The 25,293-nt window shown below is 67.1% G+C and carries 26 protein-coding genes and 1 tRNA gene; 7 read left to right on the forward strand and 20 right to left on the reverse strand.

All coding sequences use genetic code 11. The features are described from left to right. Nucleotides 1-60: 60 nt before the first annotated feature. From hisC to U5771_RS07015, 8 genes are all read right to left on the reverse strand, one after another. Complete coding sequence (hisC, locus tag U5771_RS06980) at nt 61-1,128, reverse strand: histidinol-phosphate transaminase (protein ID WP_322023290.1); 1,068 nt, start codon at nt 1,126-1,128, stop codon at nt 61-63. Nucleotides 1,129-1,258: 130 nt separating this feature from the next. Then, nucleotides 1,259-1,858: an aminoacyl-tRNA hydrolase gene (gene pth / locus U5771_RS06985; RefSeq protein WP_096507367.1), complete on the reverse strand. Its 600-nt coding sequence runs from the start codon at nt 1,856-1,858 to the stop codon at nt 1,259-1,261. 119 nt (nt 1,859-1,977) lie between these two features. Then, nucleotides 1,978-2,586, reverse strand: a complete 609-nt coding sequence (locus U5771_RS06990) for a 50S ribosomal protein L25/general stress protein Ctc (protein ID WP_322023291.1) — start codon at nt 2,584-2,586, stop codon at nt 1,978-1,980. 162 nt (nt 2,587-2,748) lie between these two features. After that, complete coding sequence (locus tag U5771_RS06995) at nt 2,749-3,711, reverse strand: ribose-phosphate pyrophosphokinase (RefSeq protein ID WP_322023292.1); 963 nt, start codon at nt 3,709-3,711, stop codon at nt 2,749-2,751. Nucleotides 3,712-3,755: 44 nt separating this feature from the next. Continuing rightward, a tRNA-Gln gene (locus U5771_RS07000) sits at nt 3,756-3,832 on the reverse strand. 53 nt (nt 3,833-3,885) lie between these two features. Further along, a complete protein-coding gene (gene ispE, locus U5771_RS07005) occupies nt 3,886-4,767 on the reverse strand; it encodes a 4-(cytidine 5'-diphospho)-2-C-methyl-D-erythritol kinase (protein ID WP_322023293.1) in 882 nt (293 codons plus the stop codon). A gap of 27 nt (nt 4,768-4,794) precedes the next feature. After that, the gene (gene lolB, locus U5771_RS07010) at nt 4,795-5,415 is read right to left on the reverse strand and encodes a lipoprotein insertase outer membrane protein LolB (protein WP_322023294.1); all 621 of its coding nucleotides are present in this window, start codon (nt 5,413-5,415) and stop codon (nt 4,795-4,797) included. After that, complete coding sequence (locus U5771_RS07015) at nt 5,415-7,238, reverse strand: tetratricopeptide repeat protein (protein WP_322023295.1); 1,824 nt, start codon at nt 7,236-7,238, stop codon at nt 5,415-5,417. Before U5771_RS07015 ends, lolB begins: the two co-directional genes overlap by 1 nt. Before the next feature lie 86 nt (nt 7,239-7,324). Between U5771_RS07015 and mutM the strand changes: the two genes are divergently transcribed. Beyond that, on the forward strand, nt 7,325-8,152 hold the full coding sequence (gene mutM, locus U5771_RS07020; RefSeq protein ID WP_322023296.1) for a bifunctional DNA-formamidopyrimidine glycosylase/DNA-(apurinic or apyrimidinic site) lyase: 828 nt from the start codon (nt 7,325-7,327) through the stop codon (nt 8,150-8,152). Nucleotides 8,153-8,189: 37 nt separating this feature from the next. Further along, nucleotides 8,190-9,296, forward strand: coding sequence for an A/G-specific adenine glycosylase (mutY, locus tag U5771_RS07025; protein ID WP_322023297.1), 1,107 nt, complete (start codon nt 8,190-8,192; stop codon nt 9,294-9,296). Between the two features lie 122 nt (nt 9,297-9,418). Here the strand turns inward: mutY and U5771_RS07030 are convergent, their stop codons facing one another. From U5771_RS07030 to kdsD, 11 genes are all read right to left on the reverse strand, one after another. Further along, on the reverse strand, nt 9,419-10,054 hold the full coding sequence (locus U5771_RS07030; RefSeq protein ID WP_322023298.1) for an LON peptidase substrate-binding domain-containing protein: 636 nt from the start codon (nt 10,052-10,054) through the stop codon (nt 9,419-9,421). Between the two features lie 26 nt (nt 10,055-10,080). After that, nucleotides 10,081-10,989: an RNase adapter RapZ gene (gene rapZ / locus U5771_RS07035; RefSeq protein WP_322023299.1), complete on the reverse strand. Its 909-nt coding sequence runs from the start codon at nt 10,987-10,989 to the stop codon at nt 10,081-10,083. 75 nt (nt 10,990-11,064) lie between these two features. Continuing rightward, entirely contained in the window at nt 11,065-12,033 is a 969-nt protein-coding gene (gene hprK, locus U5771_RS07040; RefSeq protein WP_006483133.1) for an HPr(Ser) kinase/phosphatase, read from the reverse strand. 129 nt (nt 12,034-12,162) lie between these two features. Further along, nucleotides 12,163-12,702 carry a PTS sugar transporter subunit IIA gene (locus tag U5771_RS07045; RefSeq protein WP_322023300.1) on the reverse strand — a complete coding sequence of 180 codons (540 nt, stop codon included), beginning with the start codon at nt 12,700-12,702 and terminating at the stop codon, nt 12,163-12,165. Nucleotides 12,703-12,871: 169 nt separating this feature from the next. Then, nucleotides 12,872-13,231, reverse strand: coding sequence for a ribosome hibernation-promoting factor, HPF/YfiA family (gene hpf / locus U5771_RS07050; RefSeq protein ID WP_006477786.1), 360 nt, complete (start codon nt 13,229-13,231; stop codon nt 12,872-12,874). 159 nt (nt 13,232-13,390) lie between these two features. Further along, a complete protein-coding gene (locus U5771_RS07055) occupies nt 13,391-14,896 on the reverse strand; it encodes an RNA polymerase factor sigma-54 (protein WP_322023301.1) in 1,506 nt (501 codons plus the stop codon). 164 nt (nt 14,897-15,060) lie between these two features. Then, the gene (gene lptB / locus U5771_RS07060; RefSeq protein WP_044847462.1) at nt 15,061-15,837 is read right to left on the reverse strand and encodes an LPS export ABC transporter ATP-binding protein; all 777 of its coding nucleotides are present in this window, start codon (nt 15,835-15,837) and stop codon (nt 15,061-15,063) included. Continuing rightward, nucleotides 15,834-16,499 (reverse strand): lipopolysaccharide transport periplasmic protein LptA, encoded by a 666-nt coding sequence (lptA, locus tag U5771_RS07065; RefSeq protein WP_059464489.1) that lies wholly within the window; start codon nt 16,497-16,499, stop codon nt 15,834-15,836. The genes lptB and lptA overlap by 4 nt, the downstream gene beginning before the upstream one ends. Before the next feature lie 20 nt (nt 16,500-16,519). Next, nucleotides 16,520-17,134, reverse strand: a complete 615-nt coding sequence (gene lptC, locus U5771_RS07070; RefSeq protein WP_322023302.1) for an LPS export ABC transporter periplasmic protein LptC — start codon at nt 17,132-17,134, stop codon at nt 16,520-16,522. A gap of 3 nt (nt 17,135-17,137) precedes the next feature. Beyond that, entirely contained in the window at nt 17,138-17,674 is a 537-nt protein-coding gene (locus U5771_RS07075) for an HAD family hydrolase (RefSeq protein WP_322023303.1), read from the reverse strand. After that, entirely contained in the window at nt 17,674-18,657 is a 984-nt protein-coding gene (kdsD, locus tag U5771_RS07080) for an arabinose 5-phosphate isomerase KdsD (protein WP_322023304.1), read from the reverse strand. Before kdsD ends, U5771_RS07075 begins: the two co-directional genes overlap by 1 nt. Before the next feature lie 125 nt (nt 18,658-18,782). Between kdsD and U5771_RS07085 the strand changes: the two genes are divergently transcribed. From U5771_RS07085 to purU, 5 genes are all read left to right on the forward strand, one after another. Further along, on the forward strand, nt 18,783-20,789 hold the full coding sequence (locus U5771_RS07085) for a cation:proton antiporter (RefSeq protein ID WP_322023305.1): 2,007 nt from the start codon (nt 18,783-18,785) through the stop codon (nt 20,787-20,789). A gap of 87 nt (nt 20,790-20,876) precedes the next feature. Then, complete coding sequence (locus U5771_RS07090) at nt 20,877-21,443, forward strand: adenine phosphoribosyltransferase (protein ID WP_322023306.1); 567 nt, start codon at nt 20,877-20,879, stop codon at nt 21,441-21,443. A gap of 34 nt (nt 21,444-21,477) precedes the next feature. Continuing rightward, the gene (locus U5771_RS07095) at nt 21,478-22,092 is read left to right on the forward strand and encodes a LysE family translocator (protein ID WP_322023307.1); all 615 of its coding nucleotides are present in this window, start codon (nt 21,478-21,480) and stop codon (nt 22,090-22,092) included. Between the two features lie 5 nt (nt 22,093-22,097). Continuing rightward, nucleotides 22,098-22,955, forward strand: a complete 858-nt coding sequence (locus U5771_RS07100; RefSeq protein ID WP_322023308.1) for an NUDIX hydrolase — start codon at nt 22,098-22,100, stop codon at nt 22,953-22,955. 100 nt (nt 22,956-23,055) lie between these two features. Beyond that, nucleotides 23,056-23,940: a formyltetrahydrofolate deformylase gene (purU, locus tag U5771_RS07105; protein ID WP_322023309.1), complete on the forward strand. Its 885-nt coding sequence runs from the start codon at nt 23,056-23,058 to the stop codon at nt 23,938-23,940. A gap of 132 nt (nt 23,941-24,072) precedes the next feature. On the opposite strand, the gene U5771_RS07110 is transcribed toward purU, so the two are convergent. Further along, complete coding sequence (locus tag U5771_RS07110) at nt 24,073-25,155, reverse strand: hypothetical protein (protein ID WP_322023310.1); 1,083 nt, start codon at nt 25,153-25,155, stop codon at nt 24,073-24,075. Between the last annotated feature and the right edge of the window lie 138 nt (nt 25,156-25,293).

Below are 25,293 nucleotides of genomic sequence, written 5' to 3' on the forward strand. Positions count from 1 at the left end.
TCACGCATTCCTTGGCCGGCGCCGTTCGGCGCCGGTTTCGCTTCAGCTTCCGCTACCGTTTCAGCCGATCAGGTCGCGCAATGCCGCGACGAGCGCGTCGCATTCGGCGTCGGTGCCGACCGTGATGCGCAAGTGCTGGTCGATGCGCGGCGCCCGGAAGTGCCGCACGAAAATTTCCCGATCCTTCAGCTTTGCCGCGATCGTGCCCGCATCGTGCGCCGGATGGCGCGCGAACACGAAATTCGCGGCCGACGGCACGACGTCGAAACCGAGCGCCTCCAGCGCGTGCGTGAGCCGCGCGCGGCTGTCGATCACGCGCCGGCAGGTTGCGCCGAAATAGTCGGTGTCTTCGTATGCCGCCTGCGCGGCGACCTGCGCGAGCCGGTCGAGCGGATAGGAATTGAAGCTGTCCTTCACACGATTCAGTGCGTCGATCAACGCCGCATCGCCGAACGCGAAGCCGACGCGCATGCCCGCGAGCGAGCGCGCCTTCGACGTCGTGTGCACGACCAGCAGGTTCGGATGGCGGTCGATCAGCGTGATCGCGGATTGCGCGCCGAAATCGACGTACGCCTCGTCGATCAGCACCACCGACGACGGGTTCGCGGCCGCGATCCGTTCGATGTCCGCGAGCGGCAGCGCGCGCCCGGTCGGCGCGTTCGGGTTCGGAAACAGCACGCCGCCGGCGTCGTCGAGGTAGTCTTCGACGCGGATCGAGAAGTCGTCCGCGAGCGGCACGACCGCGGTCTGTACGCCGTACAGGCGCGCGTAGGTCGGGTAGAAGCTGTACGAGATGTCGGGAAAGCGCAGCGGCCGGTCATGCTTGAGCAGTGCCTGGAATGCGTGCGCGAGCACTTCGTCGGAGCCGTTGCCGACGAAGACTTGCTCGGGCTTGATGCGGTGATGGGCCGCGACCGTCTCGCGCAGTGCGCGCGCGAGCGGATCGGGATAGCGGCGCAGCGTGTCGCCGGTGTCGCCGAGTTCGCGTGCGATCGCCGCGACGACGCGCGGCGAAGGCGGATAGGGATTCTCGTTGGTGTTCAGCTTGACGGGGTGTGCGAGCGCGGGCTGTTCGCCCGGCACGTAAGGCACGAGTTGCTGAACGACGTCGCTCCAGTAACGGCTCACCGCTTGGCTCCTGACGGGCAAAAGCGACCAGATTACCGCATGTGGACGTTGCAGTGCGCAATTGAGCGGGCAGGCGGGGCCGCCCGGCGCAACCGGGCGGCACATTGCACCGCGCCGGTGCGGCGGATGTTCAGTTGCGATGCAGCTGCATCGTCGCGCGGTCGAGTTCGCCCTTGACGACCATCGGCATCACGGCGAGCGCGCGCTCGATCGATGCGTCGATCACGTCCTGCTCCTCGCGGCGCGGCGGCTTCAGCACGAAGTTCGCGACGTCGGGCTTCGCACCGGCGCGCGCGCCTTCCGGGATCAGGTCGCGCGGATGGCCGATACCGATGCGCAGGCGCCAGTACTGCTGCGACGACAGATGCGCGGAGATGTCCTTCAGGCCGTTGTGGCCGCCGCTGCCGCCGCCGAGCTTCAGCTTCACGGTGCCGGGCGGCAGATCGAGTTCGTCGTGGGCGACGAGGATCTGGTCGGGCAGGATCTTGAAGAAACTCGCGAGCGCGACGACCGACTGGCCGGAGCGGTTCATGTAGGTTTGCGGCTCGAGCAGGTGGACTTCCTCGCCGTGCAGGCGCGCTTTTGCGTAGAAGCCATGGAAGCGGCGTTCGTCGCGCAGCGTCGTGCCGGCTTCGCGGGCGAGCTGGTCGATCAGCCAGAAGCCGGCGTTGTGGCGCGTCGCGGTGTATTCCGCCCCGGGATTGCCGAGGCCGACGATCAGTTTGATCATGACGTTTCGTAGGCGGCAGCGCCCGCCTGGGCGCAGAAAAAGAAAAACCCGCCGGGCAAGCCGCGGCGGGTTGCGTCGACCGTTTCGAGAAACGGATCGAATGGCGCGTGGGCAGCCGCTTAGGCAGCCGGCGTTTCGCCTTCGCCTGCTGCGTCCGACACGGCACCAGCCGGGACCGTCGCCGATGCGACAACCGGGTTTTCCGCGTCGACGTGCGCGACCAGCGCGACGCCGTTCGGCAGTGCGATGTCCTTCGCGTGCAGCGACTGACCTGCTTCGATCTTCGACAGGTCGACTTCGAGGAATTCCGGCAGGGCCGACGGCAGGCACTCGACTTCGATTTCCGTCGCGACGTGCGAGACGATTGCGCTCGACAGCTTCACTGCCGGGCTGACTTCAGCGTTCAGGAAGTGCAGCGGCACCTTCGTGTGCAGCTTCTTCTTCGCGTCGACGCGCTGGAAGTCCACGTGCAGCACGAGTTGCTTGAACGGGTGGTATTGCACGTCGCGCAGCAGAACTTGTTGCGACTGGCCGGCCACTTCGAGGTCGAGGATCGACGAGTGGAAGGCTTCCTTCTTCAGTGCGTGCCACAGCGCGTTGTGATCGAGTTCGATCTTTTGCGGGGCTGCTTCGCCACCGTAGACGATACCCGTGGTCTTACCGGCGTTGCGCAGGCGGCGGCTCGCACCCGTACCTTGCTCTTGGCGCTCGAAAGCGACGACTTTCATGTGATTCTCCATTAGCTGCCCGCGACCAGGCAGTAAAACGGGGCCGGCGAAATGGCGGCCCCCGATGAAACGGACGGGGTTTCGTCTATCCCGTCCGATTGTGCAAAAAGCGAAGCGTTGCCGCTTCGCTTTCTGCGCATGCCATATCGTGTCGTTCGGCGATCAGGATTCCGCGAACAGCGACATCACCGAGTCGCCGCGGCGGATCCGCGAGAACGTTTCGGCCAGCAGGCTCGCGCTCGTCAGCGAGCGGATCTTCGAGCAGGCCAGCGATTCGGCCGACAGCGGGATCGTATCGGTGACGACCAGCTCGTCGAGTGCCGATGCGGCGATACGCTCGGCGGCGCCACCCGACAGAACCGGGTGCGTCGCGTAGGCGAATACCTGCTTCGCACCGCGATCCTTCAGCACTTGCGCGGCCTTGCAGAGCGTGCCGGCCGTATCGACCATGTCGTCCATGATCACGCAGGTGCGGCCTTCGACTTCACCGATGATGTTCATCACTTCGGCGATGTTCGCCTTCGGACGACGCTTGTCGATGATCGCCAGATCGCAGTTGAGCTGCTTCGCGAGTGCCCGGGCACGGACCACGCCGCCGACGTCCGGCGACACGACGAGCAGATCCGAGTAGTTCTGCTTGCGCAGGTCACCCAGCAGGATCGGCGTTGCGTAGATGTTGTCGACCGGGATGTCGAAGAAGCCTTGAATCTGGTCGGCGTGCAGATCCATCGTGATGATCCGCTCGACGCCGGCGATTTCCAGCATGTTCGCGATGACCTTCGCCGAGATCGCGACACGCGCCGAGCGCGGGCGACGGTCCTGGCGCGCATAGCCGAAGTAGGGGATGGCGGCAGTGATCCGGCCGGCGGACGCACGCTTGAGCGCGTCGACCATGATCATCAGTTCCATCAGGTTGTCGTTCGTCGGCGCGCACGTGGATTGCAGGACGAAGACGTCCTTGCCGCGCACGTTTTCCTGGATCTCGACCTGGATCTCGCCGTCGGAGAAACGGCTGACCATTGCTTTGCCGAGGGGGATTCCAAGGATATTGACGACTTCCTGGGCGAGCGCGGGATTCGCGTTGCCAGTAAAGACCATCAAGCCATCATGGCTGTGGCTGCTCATCGTGCACCTGCTTCAGGCTTAGGCGGGAAATGCGGGAAAATTTTTGGCAGGGGAGGAAGGACTCGAACCCTCGCATGCCGGAATCAAAATCCGGTGCCTTGACCAACTTGGCGACTCCCCTACACTCAACTGATAACTTCACCGGACTTGTAGGCCATCCGGCAAAGTAAAACTTCATGACGCGAAAGCGAAGAGCGGATGCTCGTTCAGGCTCTCGGCAACTGCACCGTTCCAACCGGTGGGCAGCTTGGCTTTCGCCGCTTCTGCCTCGTGCTTGCTATGAAACGCTGCAAACACGCTTGCTCCGGAGCCGGTCATCCTCGCGGGGGTCACATTATACAACCATTTGACCACCTGCGCAACTTCCGCGTACTTACTTGTCACAACTTGCTGCATGTCGTTCCGGCCGAAGCTGTCTGGCCATCCCGCATCGCTGTTTTGCTGTGCAAGAAAGTCCGTAATTGTGACTCGCTTCGTATCTCTTGTCAACAACTCGTCTGAAAAAATTTCAGCGGTGGGGACATGAACTCGTGGCGTCACAACCAAGAACCAGCGAGTCGGCAATTCTACCTCAGCTAATTCTTCTCCGATACCCTCTGCGAACGCATTTTTTCCAAAAACAAAAAACGGGACGTCCGCGCCGAGTTTCACCGCGAGCGATTGCAGTTCCGTGCGCGGCAGGTCGAGTTGCCACAGGCGGTTCAGCGCGAGCAGCGTCGTCGCCGCGTCGGAGCTGCCGCCGCCGAGGCCCGCGCCCATCGGCAGGCGCTTGTCGATCTCGATGTCGACGCCGGCCGCGGTGCCCGCGTGCGTTTTCAGCAGGTTGGCCGCGCGCACGACGAGGTCGCTTTCCGCGGGCACGCCCGGCACGTCGGTGACGCGTGCGACGCGACCGTCGTCGCGCAGCGTGAAGTGCAGCGTGTCGCCCCAGTTCAGCAACTGGAATACGCTCTGCAGATCGTGATAGCCGTTCGGGCGGCGGCCGGTGATGTGCAGGAACAGGTTGAGTTTCGCGGGCGCGAGGCAGTTGCGCAGCGAGCGGGTCGAATCGGTCATGCGGTTGTCGGGGCTAGGTTCACGTGCTTACTGGTCGAGCACGAGCTTGATGTCGAGCGGCGGCGTCGCGCGCACGAGGTTGACGCGTTTGACGCCCGTGGCCGGTGCGTCCGCGTAGGCGAGGTAGTCGATCGTCCAGCCGTCCTGGCGGATCTGCTTGACGCGCGTCGTGTCGGCCGGGTCGCGCACCGTCTGCGCGGGCGTCGCGGGCGCGGGCGTCGGCAGCAGCCAGTAGCGCAGGCCGGCCAGCGGCAGCGCGAAGCCGAGCGTGTTCTGCATCAGCTCGCCGACGTCGGTCGCGTATTGCGGCTGGCGGTTCGGCAGTTCGAGCGACGCGGCCTGCGGCGTCGATTTCACGACCGCGAGCGTCTGGCCGAGCGGGCTGCGCAGCTCCAGCGACACGTCGTCGCCGTGCTCCTGCCAGTCGAAGTTGCCGTACACGTTCTGCGGTCGGCCGAGGCGGTCGCTGTACTGCACCGCGAAACGGCCGTGGTATGCATGCGTCGCGGACGTCTGCAGCACGGCGCCCGCCGGCGCGTTCGCCGACGGCGGCGTGCTCGCGCAGCCGGCGAGCGCGAGCGCGGCGCCGGCCGCGGCCAGCGTGCGCAGCGCGCGGGAAGACGGGGAAAGCATCGGGAACATCCGCATCAGAGGCCGTTGATCTGCAGGCGCTTGAGCGTCTGCACGAGCGTGTCGTTGTCGGGCTCGAGCTTCTGCGCGGCACGCCACGCGGTACGCGCGTCGTCCTGCGCGCCGCTCTTCCACAGCACTTCGCCGAGGTGCGCGCCGATCTCGGCGTTCGGCTGCAGCTCGTACGCGCGCCGCAGCACCTTCGCCGCGCCGGCCGCGTCGCCCATCCGGTACTTCACCCAGCCGAGGCTGTCCATGATGTACGCGTCGTTCGGCGCGAGCGACAGTGCCTTGTCGATCAGCTTGCTCGCCTCGGGCAGGCGCTGGTTGCGATCGGCCAGCGAATAGCCGAGCGCGTTGTACGCCTGCGGGTTGTCGGGCTGCGTGCGGATCAGCTCGCGCAATTGCTTTTCCATTGCCGCGTAGTGGCCCGTCTTCTCGGCCGCCATCGCGTAGTCGTAGCGCAGGTCGGGATCGTCCGGGAAGTCCTGGACTGCCTGCGCGAGTCGCGCCTCGGCTTCCGGATAGCGCTTCGCGGTGAACAGGATCGACGCGTCGGTGCGTGCGACCACGGCCGCATCGCGCGGATCGCTGATCGGCAGGTCGTCGAGCACCTTGCGGGCCTCGTCGGTCTTGCCCTGTTTCTGCAGCAGCTGCGCGCGCGTGATCTGCGCGGGCAGGTAGTGCTGGCTCGTCTGGTCGACCCTGTCGAGCCATTGCGACGCCTGCGCGTCATTGCCCTGCTCGATCGAGATCTGCGCGAGGTAGATGTAGCCCTGGCCGACGTCGAGGTTCGGCTGCTTGTCGCCGAGCTGCACGTACTGCTTCAGGTACGCGCTCGCGTCGTCGAGCTTCTTCTGCTGGATCTTGATCAGCGCGAGCGCCATCAGCGGCGTCGGGTCCTTCGAGTCGAGCTTGCGCATCGTCTCGAACTGCTTCTGCGCGTCGTCGAGGCGGTCGTCGGCGAGGTAGAGCTGCGACAGCGCGAGCCGCGCATCGCGCGACTTCGGATTCTGCTGAACATATTTCTCGAACGACGCGATGCCGGTCGCGCGCTCGGCGGGCCCCATCTGCGACAGCATCAGCGCCGCCGGCAGATAGTCGGGGCGGATCTGCAGCGCCCGCTTCAGCGACTGCGCAGCACCTTCCTTGTCGTCGACCGCGAGCTGCTGCCGCGCGATCGCGAGCTGCGCCTCGGGGCGGTTCATGTCGTTCTTCAGCATGTCCTTCAGCACCGCGAGGCCGCCGACGCGGTCGGCGCCGCGCACCAGCAGCGCCTGCAGCGCGAGGATCGCGGGACCGCGCGTTTCGCCGGTCGCGCGGGCCAGCTCGCGCGCGAGCATCGGCTGCGCGTCGGCCGGCTTGCCGGCGAGCACGAGCAGCGCGGCGTCGACTTGCGATGCGCGGTTCGAATCGGGCGCGTACTCGCGCCACAGATTGGCCGCGGACAGCGCGTCGGCCGGGCTTTGCGCGCCGAGCGCGATCTCGGTCGCGCGCTGCGCCATGCGCGGATCGCGCGTGTCGCGGGCGAGCGCGAGGTAGGTCTGGTAGGCCGGCGCCGGCTGGTTGCGCTGGAGTGCAACTTCGGCGGCCAGCACCTGGTAGACGATCTGGCTCGTCAGCGGGACGCCCGGGAGATCCTTTTTCTCGTCCGGCATCACGTGCTCGAACGCGCCCTGCGGCTCCGCGTCGTCCGATGCCGGATCCTGCGCGTGAGCCGGGAAGGCGGTGAGGGTCCAGGCGGCGAACAGCGCGGCGCCGAGCGCACGGCGGACCGGGAAGGCACGCGCGCCGCACTTGGCGGCGGGGCGCTTCAGAAGCAGCTTCGAGGGCAGGGTCATGGAAATCCGTTCGATGTTTCAACCGATTGTAACGCGCTCGCTACAATACACGCACGATCCTGAATCCAGCCTAAGACCCGCAAAACATGCCAGAGTTGCCAGAAGTCGAAGTCACGCGCCGGGGCATCGAGCCCTTTGTCGCGGGCCGCCGCGTCGAGCGTGTCGACGTCCGTACCGCGATGCTGCGCTGGCCCGTGCCGGCAGGGCTCGCCGAGCAATTGCGCGCGCGCGAGGTGCTCGCCGTCGAGCGTCGCGGCAAGTACCTGTTGTTCGAGATCGACGCGGGCTGGTTCATCGTTCATCTCGGGATGACGGGCACGCTGCGCGTGCTGCCCGCGGATGGCGTGCCGGTCGCCGCGAAACACGACCACATCGACTGGATCTTCGACGAATTCGTGCTGCGGTTCCGCGATCCGCGCCGTTTCGGCGCCGTGCTGTGGCACCCGCGCGAAGCGGGCGACGTGCATGCGCATCCGCTGCTCGCGAGCCTCGGCGTCGAACCGTTCTCGCCGGCGTTCACTGGTGCGCTGCTGCACGCGCGCACGCGCGGCCGCACGGTGTCGGTCAAGCAGGCGCTGCTCGCGGGCGACATGGTCGTCGGCGTCGGCAACATCTATGCGTCGGAGAGCCTGTTTCGCGCGGGCATCCGGCCGACGACCGCCGCCGGCAGGGTGTCGCTGCCGCGCTACGAGCGGCTGGCCGACGCGGTGCGCGCGACGCTCGCCGACGCAATCGAGCGCGGCGGCAGCACGCTGCGCGATTTCGTCGGCAGCAACGGCGAAAGCGGCTATTTCCAGCTCGACTGCTTCGTCTACGACCGTGCGGGGCTGCCTTGCCGCGTATGCGGCACGCCGATCCGCCAGATCGTGCAGGGTCAGCGCTCGACCTATTACTGCCCGACCTGCCAGCGTTGAGTCCCGCGTTGTAACCTTTTTTCAAAGATTCGAACACTTGAAGCCGCCCCGCATTGCTCCCGCTCCGTTCCCCGTCACGCCGCTGCACCGCACGTTCGCCACGCGCCTGATCGCCTGGCAGCGCGCGCACGGCCGCCACGACCTGCCGTGGCAGAACACCCGCGATCCCTACTGGATCTGGCTGTCGGAAATCATGCTGCAGCAGACCCAGGTCTCGACCGTCGTTCCGTATTACATGCGCTTTCTCGAGCGCTTTCCCGACGTCGCCGCGCTCGCGGCCGCGCCGTCCGACGACGTGATGGCGCTGTGGGCCGGGCTCGGCTACTACTCGCGTGCGCGCAACCTGCACCGCTGCGCGCAGGTCGTCGTCGCCGAGCATGGCGGCGTATTCCCGTCGACGCCGGAAGCGCTCGCCGAACTGCCGGGGATCGGCCGCTCGACGGCCGCGGCGATCGCGTCGTTCGCATACGGTGCGCGCGCAACGATCCTCGACGGCAACGTGAAGCGCGTGCTGGCGCGGGTGTTCGGCGTCGAAGGCTTTCCGGGCGAGAAGCGGGTCGAGAACGACATGTGGGCGCTGGCCGAATCGCTGTTGCCGGATGCCGCGAACGCGGCCGACGTGAGCGCCTATACGCAGGGGCTGATGGATCTCGGCGCGACGCTGTGCGTGCGCGGCAAGCCGGATTGCGCGCGCTGTCCGTTCGCGGGCGACTGCGTCGCGCAGTCGACGGGCCGGCAGCGCGAACTGCCGGCCGCGCGGCCGAAGAAGGCCGTGCCGACGCGCAAGACCTGGATGCTCGTGCTGCGCGACGGCGACGCCGTGCTGCTCGAGCGGCGTCCGCCGGCCGGCATCTGGGGCGGCCTGTGGTGCCTGCCGCAGGCGGACGGCGATGCGGCGCTCGCGGAACTCGCACGCGGCTTCGGCGGCGGCGGCCCGGTGCCGCTTGCGCCGTTCACGCACACGTTCACGCATTTCCGGCTCGAGATCGAGCCGCGACTGAGCGACATGACGAACGGCGGGCTGCCGCTCGCGCATGCGCAGGACGCCGAGACGGCGTGGGTGCCGCTCGCCGGGCTCGATGCGTACGGCGTGCCGGCGCCCGTGCGCAAGCTGCTCGATGCGCTGAGCGGGCCGCTGCTGTAACGAAGGGGGGAAGGGCGCGGCGCGGGCCGCGCTTGCGCAAGCACTGGGCCGACGCGGGCGTTTCTCCCGTCAGGAGGATCCGCCCGGTGACGCCGGTGCGATGCGACACGGCCGGCCGCGGCTTACAGCCAGCCGTGCCGGCCGAGCACGTGGTGCACGGCGTCGATCCGCGCGCCGACGTCCGGAAATTCCATCAGCTTCTGCCGCGCGCGCAGGTCGAGCGGCAGCAGTTCCGCGAGGCGGTTCGACACCCAGCTCGGGTCGTCGAGGCGGAACGGTTCGCCGAACGGCATCTTGTCCGGTTCGGATTTCTTCAGCGCTTCGATGATGCGCTCGAGCACCTCGGCGCACGAGCCGAATTGCGCGAGCGCCTGTTCGCCTTCGAGCGGGATGTCGTCGGGCAACGGCTCCGCGATCCCGACCAGCAGCCCGTTGCCTTCGACGCGATACGACAGCAGCTCGAATCGCTGCGTGCCGATCGCCTGCAGGTACAGCATTCCGAATTCGCCGGTGTCGCACTCGGTGATGCGTGCCATGCAACCGATCGTCTCGGGCACCGACACGGCGCCGTCCTGCGCGACCTCGGGCCCGCTCTTCAGGAGACACACGCCGAACGGTGCGTCGTCGCGCAGGCATGCGCGGGACATGTCGAGATAGCGCGCCTCGAACACCTTGAGCGGCAGCCAGCCACCGGGGAACAGCACCGTGTGCAGCGGAAACAGCGGCAGGTCGATCAGGGTGGTCGATAAGGTGGACATGGCGCGCTGGCGAGAGGGCGGTGTCGCTAAGGTCGTTCGACCTCGGTGACGAGCCGCGACGACGCGTCGACATCCACGGGCGCGTCACGATGCCGCACGATCACGTTCGCATCGTGCGCGAGGCGCGCGGCGAGCGTTTCCGCGATGAACACCGAGCGATGCTGACCGCCCGTGCAGCCGATGGCGACGGTCAGGTAGCTGCGGTTGTCTTCGCGAAAGTGCGGCAGCCATTTCATCAGGAACGCATGGATGTCGTCGATCATCTGGTGGACGATCGGCAGTGCGTCGAGAAAGGCAATGACCGGCTGGTCCAGCCCGGTGAGCGGGCGCAGCTCATGGTCGTAGTACGGGTTCGGCAGCGCGCGCACGTCGAACATCAGGTCGGCATCGAGCGGCACGCCGCGCTTGAAGCCGAACGACTCGAACATCACCATCAGGTCGTTGTTCTTCTGCTCGATGAAGCGCTTGACCCACGTGCGCAGCACGTTCGCGCGCAGCGTGCTCGTATCGATCTGGTGACCGAATTCGGCGAGCGGCGCGACCAGCTCGCGTTCGCGCTCGATCGCTTCCTCGAGCGACGACAGCAGCCCGACGTTCGCGTCGTGCGAAGGCGAGCCGGACAGCGGGTGGCGCCGGCGTGTTTCGGAGAAACGCTGGATCAGCGCCTGCGTGCTCGCGTTGAGGAACAGCACGCGGACATCGTGCTCGAGCGACAGCGCTCGGATCAGGCCGGGCATTTCGTCGAGCGATGCGCTCGAACGTGCATCGATCGCGACGGCGAGCCGGTGCTGGCCGCCGTCGGCCAGGTAGCGGGCGAGTTCGGGGAGCACGTGCGGCGGCAGGTTGTCGACGCAGTAGTAGCCTGCGTCTTCAAGCGCGTTCAGCGCGACGGACTTGCCTGAGCCGGAGATGCCGGTGATGAGGACGATGCGCATGGGAAGCAGAGAATCCTGACATTTCATCATAGCACCGGCTCGACGCGTCGGCGCTGCGAGGCCGGCGCGGGGAAGTTACACGAGCTTGCCGGGGAACTGACTGTCGGGATCTTGCATCGCGAGTCGTTGCCGATCCATGAAATCGCGCAACGTGTCGATTCCGCGCAACTGCAGGATCGTGTTCCGCACGGCCGCTTCGACGAGCACCGCGAGGTTGCGGCCGGCCGCAACCTGGATCGTGACCTTGCTGATCGGCAAGCCGAGCACGTCGACCGTCTGGCTTTCCAGCGGCAGCCGCTGGAATTCGCCGTCCGGGCGGCGCACGAGCTGGACGATCAGCTTCAGCTTCATTTTCCGGCGCACCGCGGTTTCACCGAAGATCGTCTTGATGTCGAGCAGGCCGAGGCCGCGCACTTCGAGCAGGTTCTGCAGCAGCGGCGGGCAGCGGCCTTCGACGAAATCGGGGCCAAGTCGGACGAAGTCGACGGCGTCGTCGGCGACGAGGCCGTGGCCGCGGCTGATGAGTTCGAGGCCGAGTTCGCTCTTGCCGAGCCCGGAGTCGCCGGTGAGCAGCACACCCATCCCGAGGATGTCGAGAAACACGCCGTGCAGCGTCGCGCGCGGCGCGAGGATGCGCGACATGTAGAGCCGCAGGCTGTCGATCACCGCAGCGGCCGACATCGGCGTCGTGAACAGCGGCGTGGACGAGCGCGTGCAGCGCAGCACGAGTTCGGGCGGTGCGGCGGCGCCGCCGGCGACGACGAGGAACGGCGGTTCGAGGGCGATCAGCTCGGCCATGTGGCGCGAACGGTCTTCGTCGGTCTGCCGCTGGTAGTAGTCGATTTCGGCTTCGCCGAGCACCTGGATCCGGTTCGGGTGGATCAGGTTCAGGTGGCCGACGAGGTCGGCGCTCGACGTCGCGTTGCCGACGGTGTCGGCCGAAAAACCGCGCTCCCAGCCTTCATGCCCCGTCAGCCAGCTCAGTTTCAGCGTGGCCGCGTTGTCGTCGAAGATGCTCTGGGCGTTGATGCTGGACGTATCCATGACTCTCGTCACTCCAATGAGCCGGTGCATGCGCGCGGCGACGGGCGTCGCCATGCCGGACCGGCGCCGGGCGGCCCTGGACGGCGGCAGGTGCCGCCTCGTTCGGGAAAATATTCCGCCCGGATCAACTCAAGGTTGCCACTGAGTGAGCAGGCGATGCAACTCGGCGAGATCCGTTTCGTTGTGCAGACGCTCTCGCGCGTCGCGATCGGACAGCAGTTGCGCGATTTCCGACAGGATCTCGAGGTGCTGCTGGGTGGCTTGCTCGGGGACGAGCAGGAAAATCAGGAGACCGACCGGCTGGCCGTCGGGCGCTTCGAACGGGATCGCGTCGGCGAGCCGCACGAACGCGGCGAGCGGGTGCTTGAGCCCCTTGATGCGGCCGTGCGGAATCGCGACGCCTTCGCCGAGCCCGGTCGAGCCGAGGCGCTCGCGCGCGAACAGGTTGTCCGTGACGGTGCTGCGGGCGATGCCGTTCTGATTCTCGAACATCAGCCCGGCTTGTTCGAAGACGCGTTTCTTGCTGGTGACTGAGAGGTCGATGACGACGTTCTCTATGGGCAGGATTTTGGCTAGGCGATTCATGTTGGCAGGCGGTTGGGCGGCCTGGGGTCTCCTTGCGGCGGCAGACTGATTTTCCATGTTCGGCGATATCAAGGCGTTCGGCATCGGCAACCTGCAAGGCAGCTACCGCACCCAACGCCCCCCGGCGATAACCGGAACATTATAGAGCACAGCCGCGTGCGTGGCGCGGCATGGACGGACCGGTCGCACCACTGCCGCTCGGACACAAAAAAAACGCCCGGCGAACCGGGCGGCGTGTGTATTGCGGTGAGCGTTATTGCGGCGGCAGTTCGATCTGGTCGATCGACGGCTGCAGCTTGATCGGGTCGTGCGCATGGGTCTGCAGACGCTCCATGTGCTTGACGACCTGGCGATCCAGCTTGTCGATCAGCAGATCGATCGCCGCGTACAGGTTGCCGTTCGCGCTTTCGACGAAGATGTCCTTGCCCTTCAGGTGCAGGTTGATTTCCGCGCGCTGCTGCTTGTCCTTTTCCTTGTGGTTGTCGACCGAGAGGATCACAGTGCCATCGATCACCTGATCGCTATGCCGTAGCACCCGGTCCAGCTTGGTGATCACGTATTCGCGAATTGCAGGCGTGACTTCGAGATGATGTCCACTGATCTTCAGGTTCATAGTGCTTCTCCAAGCGAGTGACCACCCGGCCGCATCGAGGCGGCGCTCCGGTCGACTTGCCCCTGCCGCACGTGGCGGCAAATTCGCGGACAGGTCGCCCGGCCTGTTCCCCGTGTGCGCGGTGGCCGGAACACGCCTGCCGCCGGGCAGGCAGCAGGCTTAAAGAGACTTGCGCAGATTCACTGCCGGGATTTTGAGGGCTTCGCGATACTTGGCGACCGTGCGGCGCGCAACCACGAATCCCTGTTCTGCCAGCAGCTCGGCAATGCGGCTGTCCGAAAGTGGCGATTTTGGGTCTTCAGCTCCTATCAGTTGCTTGATCAGGGCTCGGATGGCGGTCGACGATGCGGCGCCTCCGGTGTCGGTCGAAACGTGTGATCCGAAGAAGTACTTAAATTCAAGCGTCCCGAACGGGGTCAGCATGTACTTGCCAGTTGTCACACGGCTGACAGTCGACTCGTGTAGGCCCAGCGTATCAGCTATTTCCCGCAAAACCAAGGGGCGCATGGCAATTTCGCCATGCGCAAAGAAATTCTTCTGACGTTCGACAATAGCCTGCGCGACACGCAGGATCGTGTCGAATCGCTGCTGGATGTTCTTGATCAGCCAGCGTGCTTCCTGGAGCTGTTGTTTCAACGATCCGGCCGATGGATCGCCGCGGCTGTTGCGCAGGATGTTCGCGTACAGGTTGTTGATCCGCAGGCGCGGCATCACTTCCGGATTGAGTTCCGCGAGCCAGCCCTGGCCGGCCTTCTTCACGATGATGTCGGGCACGACGTAGTCGGCCTCGGCCTTGCCGTAGGCGGCGCCGGGGAACGGCTCCAGCGAGCGGATCAGCGCGTGCGCGTCGCGCAGCGCGTCGTCGCTCGCCTTCAGGTGCTTGCGCAGGCGCGTGAAGTCGCGCGCGGCGAGCAGTTCGAGATGCTGCGACACGATCTCCAGCGCGAGCGTGCGGGTGGGGGACGGATCGAGGCGCAGCAACTGCAGCTTCAGGCATTCGGACGCCGAGCGGGCCCCGACCCCGGCCGGGTCGAAACTGTGCAGCAGCGCGAGCGCCGCATTCAGTTCGTCGCAGTCGATTTCCAGTTCCGGCGGCAGGTCGGCGAGCACTTCGTCGAGCGAGGCGGTCAGGTAGCCGTCGTCGTCGAGCGATTCGATCAGGAACATCACGAGCGCGCGGTCGCGCGGGCCGGCCTGCGTGACGCGCAACTGCGCGGACAGATGGTCGCGCAGCGACGTCGCGGCTTCCTGCACCTGCAGCGGCGGGAGGTCGTCGTCGTCCGAGGCGCCGCTCGAGCGGCCGAACTCGTCGAGATTCCACTGCGGGCCGTCGCCGGTGTCGCCCGATGCGTAGCCATCGTATTCGTCGGCGCCGGCCGGCTCGTCGCGCTCGGTGCGATCGCTCGACTGGCCGCCGCCGTTCGCGATGCCCGGTTCGGTGTTTTGTCCGGGCGGCGTCTGCGCGATCAGCGAGCCGTCCGCCGCGACGCGCAGCGGGCTCGCGATCCATTCGTCATCGTTCTCGAGCAGCGGATTCTGCGCGACGGCCATCGCGACCTCCTGCTGCAGTTCGAGCGTCGACAGCTGCAGGAGCCGGATCGACTGCTGCAGTTGCGGTGTCAGCGCCAGATGTTGCGACAGGCGGAGTTGAAGGCTGGCTTTCATGGCAGAGAGGGAGTCATACCGGCAGTTTGCCACGACCCAGGCGCCTTGAGCCATTCGCGATTACGCGCGGCGCGACGCCCGGCCGCGGGCAGGGCCGCCGCGCGGGACACGCGGGCGCGCCCCGCGCGGCGAAGCCGGGCGGGGGCGGCCAGCCACGGGGGGACTTACATGCGGAAGTGTTCGCCGAGGTACACGCGGCGCACGCTTTCGTTTTCGATGATTTCGCTCGGCGCGCCGGCGGCGAGCACCGAACCGTCGCTGATGATGTAGGCGTGGTCGCAGATGCCGAGCGTTTCGCGGACGTTGTGATCGGTAATCAACACGCCGATGTTGCGCTGCTTCAGGAACTTGACGATCTTCTGGATCTCGAGCACCGCGATCGGGTCGACGCCGGCAAACGGTTCGTCGAGCAGGATGAAGTTCGGATTGGTCGCGAGCGCACGCGCGATCTCGACACGCCGGCGTTCGCCGCCCGACAGCGACAGCGCCGGGTTCTCGCGCAGGTGGCCGATCTGCAGCTCGTCGAGCAGCGCCTCGGTGCGCGATGCGATCGCGTCCTTCGACAGCCGCTTGCCGTCTTCGCCGTGCTGGAGCTCGAGCACCGCGCGGATGTTTTCCTCGACGGTCAGCTTGCGGAACACCGACGCTTCCTGCGGCAGGTACGACAGGCCGAGCGACGCGCGCTTGTGGATCGGCAGCAGGCTGATCGAGCTGCCGTTCAGCGAGATTTCGCCGGCATCGGTCGGCACGAGGCCGACGATCATGTAGAACGACGTCGTCTTGCCGGCGCCGTTCGGGCCGAGCAGGCCGACGACTTCGCCGCTCTTCACGTCGAGCGACACGTCCTTGACGACGGTGCGCGAGCCGTAGCGCTTCTTCAGGTTGCGGACGACGAGCGAGCTCGTCGTGCCGGCCGGCTGGCGGTTCGGAAGCGCGTTCATTGGCCCGGTGCTCCCTGGATCGTGGTCGACGGCGACAGTTTCGCCGGCGCGCCGTTCAGCTGCCCGGGGCCGCCGTTCTTCGGCGACAGCATCGCGCGCACGCGGCCGTTCGGGTTGCCCGGCGCCGCGACGTCCTTGCCGCCCTTCGCGGTGTAGAAGTCGCGCTGGCCGTCGTACGTGATCACGCTGCCGTGCACGGTGTCGGCGATCGTCGACGTGCCCTGCAGACGGCGGACGGTGGCGGCGGTCGTCAGCGTCGTCAGGTCCTGCTTGCCGTCGTAGTCGATGCGCTCGGCGTCGCCGTCGATGTATTCGTCGAGGCCTTCGCGCTTCTGGCGGAACGTCGCGTGCTTCTTGCCGCTGCCGAACGACGTCGCGTACTGATAGCCTTCCGGGTCCTGGCGCACTTCGACGCGGTCACCCTTGATGATGATCGTGCCCTTCGTGATCACGACGTTGCCGGTCGCGACCGTCACCTGCTTCAGGTCGTCATAGGTCAGGTTGTCTGCCTCGACGTTGATCGGCTTGTTCTGGTCGGCCTTCTCGGCATGGGCGAGCGGCGCCAGCCCGACGAGCGGGAGCGCCACGAGCGTCGCGGCGAGCGCGGCGCGGACGGCGCGCGCAGCGCCGCCGGAATTCTGTCGAGGGAACGGTTCGTTCATGCAGTCACGTGAGGGAAGCGTCACTTGGGTTGACCTTTCGAGCCGCCGGACGTGTCCGCCGCGGCGATCGTGCCGCGCACGTTGCCGTAAAGCTCGATGACCCGGGTGACGTTGTTGTACTTCATGCCGTCGGTCGCGTTGACGAGCGACAGGCCGCGCTGAAGTTTAACCGGCTTTTCGGTCTGGATCACATCGTCATTGACGAAGATCCGGAAATGCTGGGAATCGGCCTGCATCTGCGGATCGCCGCCGCCGGCCACGCGCAGGATGCGCGCGTCGTCGTACAAATCGACGATCGACACGTCGCCGTTGACGGTGCCGCGCTTCGCGGTGGTCGTCACGACCGGCTTGCCGGGCTGGAAGGCGCGCATGGCCGGGTCGGTCAGGTCGCTGTTGTCGGTGTCTTCGTAATGGACCAGCTTCGCGGCCGTCAGCCGGTACTGGGTCGTGCCCGACTGGTCGAGCTCGGTGACCGAGAAGTTGTCCGCGAAATAATCGGGCGTGTGGCGCTTCGGCTGCACGGTGCCCTCGCCGGGCGGCGGCAGCGTCGCCTGCAGCAGCCACCACGTGATGCCCGCGAGCGCGGCGACCGCGACGAGCGGCAGCAACTGGGTCCAGCGGAAATGCGTGTTCATCCGTCAGGCTCCGCAGGCAGCCGCGAGCAGCGCGTCGTAGCGGCGCTGCGCGCGCAGGATCGCGTCGCAGACTTCGCGCACCGCGCCGTGGCCGCCGCGGGCCTCGGCCACCCAGTGCGCGCGGGCGATCACCTCGGGGTGCGCGTTGGCCGGTGCCGTCGCGAAGCCGCAGCGCAGCATCACCGGCAGGTCGGGCCAGTCGTCGCCCATGTAGCCGCAGGCGTCGGCGGCGATGCCGAGCGACGCGATCAGGTCGGCGAACACGGTGAGCTTGTTCTCGACGCCCTGGAACAGGTGCGCGATCTTCATTTCCTTCGCGCGCGCCGCGACGATTTCCGAGCGGCGGCCGGTGATGATCGCGGTTGCGATACCGGCTTCGCCGAGCAGCTTCACGCCGTGGCCGTCGAGCGAATTGAACGACTTCATCGCGTCGCCGGCCGCGGTAAACAGCAGGCCGCCGTCGGTCAGCACGCCGTCGACGTCGAAAATCATCAGCTTCACGCGGCTCGCGCGTTCGGCCGCAGTCAGCGCTGCGCTCATCAGATCACCTTCTTCGAAAACAGGTCGTGCATGTTCAGCGCGCCGATCAGCGCGCCGTCGGCATCGACCACCAGCATCTGGTTGATCCGGTGGCGCTCCATCAGTTCCACGGCTTCGACCGCGAGATGGTCGGGGCCGATCGTGCGCGGTTCGCGCGTCATCACGTCGACGATCGGCAGCGTGCGGAAATCGCCGTCGCGCGCGAGCACGCGGCGCAGGTCGCCGTCGGTGAAGATGCCGGCCACGCGGCCGTCGGGGCTGACCACGGCGGTCATGCCCAGCCGCTTCGCGGTGATCTGGAACAGTGCGTCCGACAGCGTCGCGTCGAGCCCGACGCGCGGAATGTCGTCGCCCGAGCGCATCACGTCGCGCACGTGCGTGAGGAGGCGCCGGCCGAGCGCGCCGCCCGGATGCGAGCGCGCGAAATCCTCGGAGCCGAAGCCGCGCGCGTCGAGCACCGCGACGGCGAGCGCGTCGCCGAGCGCGAGCGCGGCGGTCGTGCTCGCGGTGGGGGCGAGGTTCAGCGGGCAGGCTTCCTTCGACACCGCGGCGTTCAGGTTCACGTCGGCGAGCGTGCCGAGGCTCGATTCCGCGCGGCCCGTGATCGCGATCAGCTTCGCGCCGATCCGCTTCACGAGCGGCAGGATCGCGACGAGTTCTTCCGACTCGCCGGAATAGGAGATGCCGATGAAGACGTCGTCCGACGTGACCATGCCGAGGTCGCCGTGGCTGGCCTCGGCCGGGTGGACGAAGAAGGCCGGCGTGCCGGTGCTGGCCAGCGTGGCCGCGATCTTGCGGGCGATATGCCCCGATTTGCCGATGCCGGATACGACGACGCGGCCGCGGCAGCCGAGCAGCAGCGCGACGGCCTGGACGAAGTCGCCGTCGAGCTGGTCGCGCAGCGCGCGCACGGCGTCCGCCTCGATGTCGAGCACGTCGCGGGCGAGCGCGAGCGCCCGATCATCATTGATTTTCGCTATCATGCGCGGAGTATAGCAAAGGCGTTTGTTCGCCGCGCCGCGCCTTCGGACACGTCCGACGTCGCTTGCCCACCGCCACCACCCGCGCCCGCATTGCCGTGGCCCCGACGAACGAGGACGCTTCGCCTGTGATTTCCCCGCTCGAAATGACCCTGCTGCTGCTGCTGGCCTCGGTGGTGGGCGTCGTTGTATTTCGCTCGTTGAACCTGCCGCCGATGCTCGGCTACCTGACCGTCGGCATCCTGGTCGGCCCGCACGCGTTCGGCGTCGCCGCGGATCTCGAACGGGCCGAGCATCTCGCCGAGTTCGGCGTGGTGTTCCTGATGTTCTCGATCGGCCTCGAATTCTCGCTCGCGAAGCTGCGGGCGATGCAGCGGCTCGTGTTCGGGCTCGGGCTGATGCAGGTGGTCGCGACGCTGCTGCTCGCGGTGGCGCTCGGCGCGCTGTTCGAGCGCTGGGTACACATCACGTGGCAGGGCAGCATTGCGCTCGGCGGCGCGCTCGCGATGTCGTCGACGGCGATCGTGTCGAAGATGCTCGCCGAGCGGCTCGAGATCGAGACCGAGCACGGCCGCAACATCTTCGGCGTGCTGCTGTTCCAGGATCTCGCGGTCGTGCCGCTGCTGATCGTGATCGCCGCGTTCGGCGCGGAATCGTCGAAGGATCTCGCGCTGACGCTCGGCGTCGCGGCGGTCAAGATCGTGATCGCGCTGGCGCTGCTGCTGATCGTCGGCCAGCGCTTCATGACGCGCTGGCTCAACGTCGTCGCGCGGCGCCGCTCGCAGGAACTGTTCGTGCTGAACCTGCTGCTCGTCACGCTCGGCGCCGCGTTCATCACCGACCGCTTCGGCCTGTCGCTCGCGCTCGGCGCGTTCATCGCGGGGATGCTGATCTCCGAGACGCCGTTCCGCCACCAGGTGGAAGAGGACATCAAGCCGTTCCGCGACGTGCTGCTCGGCCTGTTCTTCGTGACCACCGGGATGCTGCTCGATCCGCGCGTGATCTGGGAGCACCCGTTGCTCGTGCTCGGCTTCTTCGTCGGGCAGATCCTGTTCAAGGGCACGATGATCGCGGGGCTCGCGCGGCTCTTTGGCGCCACGCCGGGCGTCGCGATGCGCACCGGCATCGGGCTCGCGCAGGCCGGCGAATTTGGCTTCGTGCTGCTGAACCTGATCCTCGACCGGCATCTCGTCGATTCGACGCTGCTGCAGGCGATCCTCGCATCGATGCTGCTGTCGATGCTCGCCGCGCCGTTCCTGATCCAGAACGCCGACCGGATCGTGATGCGGCTGTCGTCGACGGAATGGATGCAGCAGTCGCTGCAGATGACGCGGATCGCGACGCAAAGCCTCAAGCAGCGCGGCCACGTGATCATCTGCGGCTACGGCCGCGCGGGCCAGAACCTGGCGCGGATGCTCGAGCAGGAAGGCATTTCGTACGTCGCGCTCGACCTCGACCCCGATCGAGTGAGCGCGGCCGCGACGGCCGGCGAATCGGTCGTGTTCGGCGACGCGGCGCGGCGCGAGTCGCTGCTCGCGGCCGGTATCCATCGCGCGGCGGCCGTCGCGATCACGTATGCGAACACGCCGTCGGCGCTGCGCGTGCTGCACCACGTGCACGAACTGGAGCCGACGCTGCCCGCGATCGTGCGCACGGTCGACGACGCCGATCTCGAGAAGCTGCTCGCGGCCGGTGCGACCGAGGTGATTCCGGAGATCGTCGAGGGCAGCCTGATGCTCGCGTCGCACACGCTGGTGCTGGTCGGCGTGCCGATGCGCAAGGTCGTGCGGCGCGTCGAGGAGATGCGCGACGAGCGCTACAGCCTGCTGCGCGGCTATTTCCGCGGCGCGGACGATGCGGACGACGACGATCACGAGCAGGTGCGGCTACAATCGGTGCCGGTCGATGCGCGCGCGGACGCGGTCGGGCGCTCGCTGGAGGAACTCGGGCTGTATGCGCTCGGGCTGGAAGTCACGGCGATCCGCCGGCACGGCATCCGCGGAGTCGAACCCGACCCGCAGACCAAGCTGCGCGCGAGCGACATCGTCGTGCTGCGCGGGCTGCCCGAGGCGCTCGCGCTCGCGGAGGAGCGGCTGTCGCGCCATCGGCGCGAGCCGCCGACCGTGGTCGCGTGAGTCGCGTGAGTCGCGATTCGATAACCTGACCCGTATTTATTCGAAACGGTGCCCGATCTTCGCGCACCGTTTTTTTCGGAGAGTTTCATGCCGCATTCGTCGTCGGGCGCACCGCTCGATCCGGTCGCCTTCATCCACAGCCAGATCCGCACCGTGCCCGACTGGCCGCAGCCGGGCGTGATGTTCCGCGACATTACGACGCTGCTGCAGAGCCCGAAGGCGCTGCGCATCCTCGTCGACCTGTTCGTCGAACGCTATGTCGATGCGAAGCTCGACTACGTCGCGGGGCTCGACGCGCGCGGCTTCATCATCGCGCCGATCGTCGCGTACGAGTTGAGCGTCGGCTTCGTGCCGATCCGCAAGGTCGGCAAGCTGCCGTACAAGACGTGCTCGGAATCGTACGACCTCGAATACGGCAGCGCGACGGTCGAGATCCACGAGGACGCGTGCCGTCCCGGCGATCGCGTGATCATCATGGACGACCTGATCGCGACCGGCGGCACGATGATGGCGGGGCGCAACCTGCTGCAGCGGCTCGGCGCGGTCGTCGTCGAAGGCGCGGCGATCATCGACCTGCCCGATCTCGGCGGCTCGACGCTGCTGCGCGACGCGGGGCTGCCCGTCTATACCGTCACCGAATTCGCCGGCCACTGAACCCCTGGACGCCGGCCCACGCCGCGAGGTCACGATGCCCAACTTCATGCTGTTTCTCGCCACGTCGATCGCGATCACGTTCGCGCCCGGCCCCGACAACCTGCAGGTGCTCGCGCGCGGCATCTCGCAGGGCCGCGCGGCCGGCTTCGTCGCCGCGCTCGGCTTCACGGCCGGGATCCTGTTCCATACGACGCTCGCGGCGCTCGGCGTCGCGGCGGTGCTGCGCTCGTCGCCGGTCGCGTTCCAGACGCTGAAGCTCGCGGGCGCCGCGTACCTCGTGTGGATCGGCATCAAGGCGCTGCGCAGCCAGGGCCTCGCGAACGCGCACGCACGCCCGCCGCAGCCGCTTGGCGCGATCTTCCGGCAGAGCGTGATCGGCAACCTGATGAACCCGAAGGTCACGCTGTTCTTCGTCGTGTTCCTGCCGCAGTTCGTCGATCCGCACGGCGTGCAGAGCGTGACGCTGCAGATGTTCGAACTCGGCGCGCTGTTCATGCTGCAGACGGCCGCGGTCTTCTCGCTGTTCGGCATCGGCGCGGGCGCGATCGGCACGTGGCTGAAGCGCCGCCCGAAGGCCGGCGTGTGGCTCGACCGGATCGCCGGCGCGACCTTCATCGCGATCGGCATCCGCGTCGCGCTGAAGGACTGACCCCGATGACGTTTCCGTGCATTGCGGCCGCGCGCCGCTTCGATCCGGCCGCGCACCTGCGTTTCGAGATCGCCGGCGTGGCCGTAGGCTGGGTGCGTCGCCAGGACGTCGCGAAGCTCGCCCGCTGGCCCGACGTGTTCGAGCTGACGGACGAGCGCGTCGTGCTGTCGGCGCGCTACGACACGGTCGACGCGCGCAGCATGGCGCTCGCGAGCGCGATCGGCGCGCTGGCGGCCGAAGGCGCGATTCCCGGCTGGCGGGACGAGATCTATGCGATCCGCAACTGCTTCGACGATCCGCCGCTCGCGTATATCGAGCGCGCCGCGTCGCGCTTCTTCGGCACGCAGACTTATGCGGTGCACCTGAACGGCATCGTAGAATATGCGGCTGCGCCAGGTTCGCCCGCCGCGCCGCAGATGTGGCTCGGCCGCCGCAGCGCGACCAAGGCCACCGACCCCGGCATGCTCGACAACGTCGTCGCGGGCGGCATCGGCTGGGGCCTGGGCGTTCACGAGACGCTCACGAAGGAATGCTGGGAAGAGGCCGGCATGCCGGCCGAACTGGCGGCGCGCGCGATCGCGGGCCGCGCGGTGCAGGTGCTGTGCTCGCTGCCGGAAGGCACGCAGTCCGAACTGATCTTCGTGTACGACCTGCCGCTGCCGCGCGACTTCGCGCCGTACAACCAGGACGGCGAAGTGGCCGAGCACCTGCTGGCCGGCGTGCCCGAGGTGATCGGCTGGCTGCGCGAAGGCCGCGCGACGATGGATGCGAGCCTCGCGATGCTCGACACGCTGCTGCGCCATCGCTGGCTCGCGGCGGCCGACGCGGCGGGCATCGACGCGCTGTTCGTGCCGGCCGCCTGACGCGCCACCTGACGTGCTACCTGCCGGCCCGGGCCTGGCCCCGGGGGCGGCCGAACGAACGGCCTATTTGACGAATACCGAAACGAAGGGAGTAGCGGTCATGTCGACCGATCACAGCTTTATCTTGAAACTGTCGTGCCCCGACCGGCATGGCATCGTCCACGCGGTCTCGGGCTTCCTGTTCGAGCGCAGCAACAACATCCTCGATTCCGCGCAGTTCGGCGACAGCCGCACCGGCGAGTTCTTCATGCGCGTGCACTTCGAGCAGGATGCCGACGGCGCGGATGCCGCGTCGGCGCTCGACACGCTTCGCAACGAATTCGCGCCGCTCGCCGAGCAGTTCGGGATGCGCTGGGAACTGCACGACGCGGCCGTGAAGCCGCGCGTCGTGATCATGGTGTCGAAGATCGGCCACTGCCTGAACGACCTGCTGTTCCGCTATCGCACCGGCCAGCTGCCGATCGAGATTCCGGCGATCGTGTCGAACCACAAGGAGTTCTACCAGCTCGCCGCCGGCTACAACATCCCGTTCCATCATTTCCCGCTCGTCGGCGGTTCGTCCGATGCGGCGAAGGCCGCGCAGGAAGCGCGGGTGCTGGAAGTGATCGACGAACACCAGGCCGATCTCGTCGTGCTCGCGCGCTACATGCAGATCCTGTCGCCGAACATGTGCCAGCAGCTCGCCGGCCGCGCGATCAACATCCACCATTCGTTCCTGCCGAGCTTCAAGGGCGCGAAGCCGTACTACCAGGCGTTCGACCGCGGCGTGAAGCTGATCGGCGCGACCGCGCACTACGTGACGACCGACCTCGACGAAGGCCCGATCATCGAGCAGGAAGTCGAGCGCGTCGACCACAGCATGACGCCCGACCAGCTCACCGCGATCGGCCGCGACGTCGAGTGCGTGACGCTCGCGCGCGCGGTGAAGTGGCACGTGGAGCACCGGATCGTGCTGAACGGGACCAAGACGGTCGTGTTCCGCTGATCGGCGGTTCGCGTCGGCCGGCCCGCGCCGGCCGTCGGTTGCCGCAAACAAGAACGCCGCGCCCTTGATGGGGCGCGGCGTTTTTTTACCTGCGACGCGTGTGGCGTGTGTGGCGTGCGGAAGCGGGGTGCGTCAGATCAGCCGCAGCATGTACAGCTCGCGCTTCAGGTATGCGTAGAAGATCGGTGCGGCGATCACGCCCGGCAGCCCGAACGCGGCTTCCATGATCAGCATCGCGAGCAGCAGCTCCCACGCGCGCGATTCGATCTGGCCGCCGATGATCTTCGCGTTCAGGAAGTATTCGAACTTGTGGATCACGACGAGGAACGCGAGCGACGCGATCGCGGTGCCCATGCTGACCGACAGCGACACCGCGACGATCAGCGTGTTCGAGATCAGGTTGCCGATCACCGGCAGCAGCCCGACGATGAACGTGACGAGCACGAGCGTCTTCGACAGCGGCAGCCGCTGGTGGAAGATCGGCAGCGCGACGAGCAGGTAGATGCCGGTGAAGGCCGCGTTGATCGCCGAGATCTTGATCTGCGCGAACACGATCCGGCGGAACGACTCGGCGAAGCGCGACACGCGCGTGACGAGGGCGGTCGACAGCGGCCGGCGCACCTTGCCGTGCTCGACGCCGATCGCGATCATCGCGCCGATGATCATCCCGAACAGCACGTGGCCGAAGCCGCGCGCGACGCTCTTGCCGCCTTGCTGGAGCTGATCCATGTGCGAGTGCATCAGCAGCGCCGCCTTGGTCTTCATCTGTTCGACGTCGACCGGCAACAGGCTCGCGATCCAGGCCGGCGTGCGTGCGCGGGTCTGCTCGACGATCTGCATCAGCTGGTCGAGCAGGCTCTGCAGGTTCGGCACGGTGCGCTCGAAGTGATCGATGATGCCGATCGTCAGGCCCGTGAGCCCGCCGACGATCACGATCGACAGCAGCACGACGGCGACCCAGCGCGCGCGCATGCTCGTGGTGTGGCGTTCGATCGCCGGCGCGATCGTGTGGATCAGCTGATAGACCAGCATGCCGGCCAGCAGCCCGCCCAGCAGCTTGAGCTCGATGACGAGCACCATCGCGATCAGGGCGAACAGGTAGCTGCCGATCTCGATCGCCGACAGCTTCGGCAGGCTGAAGTCGCTCGTCAGCCGCACGCTGCGCAGGTGCGGCTCGCGGTTCTGCGCGTCGCGCGACTCTTGTTGCTTCTCCATCATGGATTCCTGTCGTTCGTGTGTCGTGCCGCGCGGTGGGCGGCACGACGGCGGTCGCCCGGCGACGCACCGGATTGGTGCGGATGGCGAACCTTACGACCGTAAAGTATAGCTGCCATTATGGTCCGCCACGGGGCA

Origin of the sequence: Burkholderia sp. BCC1977, assembly GCF_905339595.1 — a bacterium.
GTDB lineage: Bacteria > Pseudomonadota > Gammaproteobacteria > Burkholderiales > Burkholderiaceae > Burkholderia.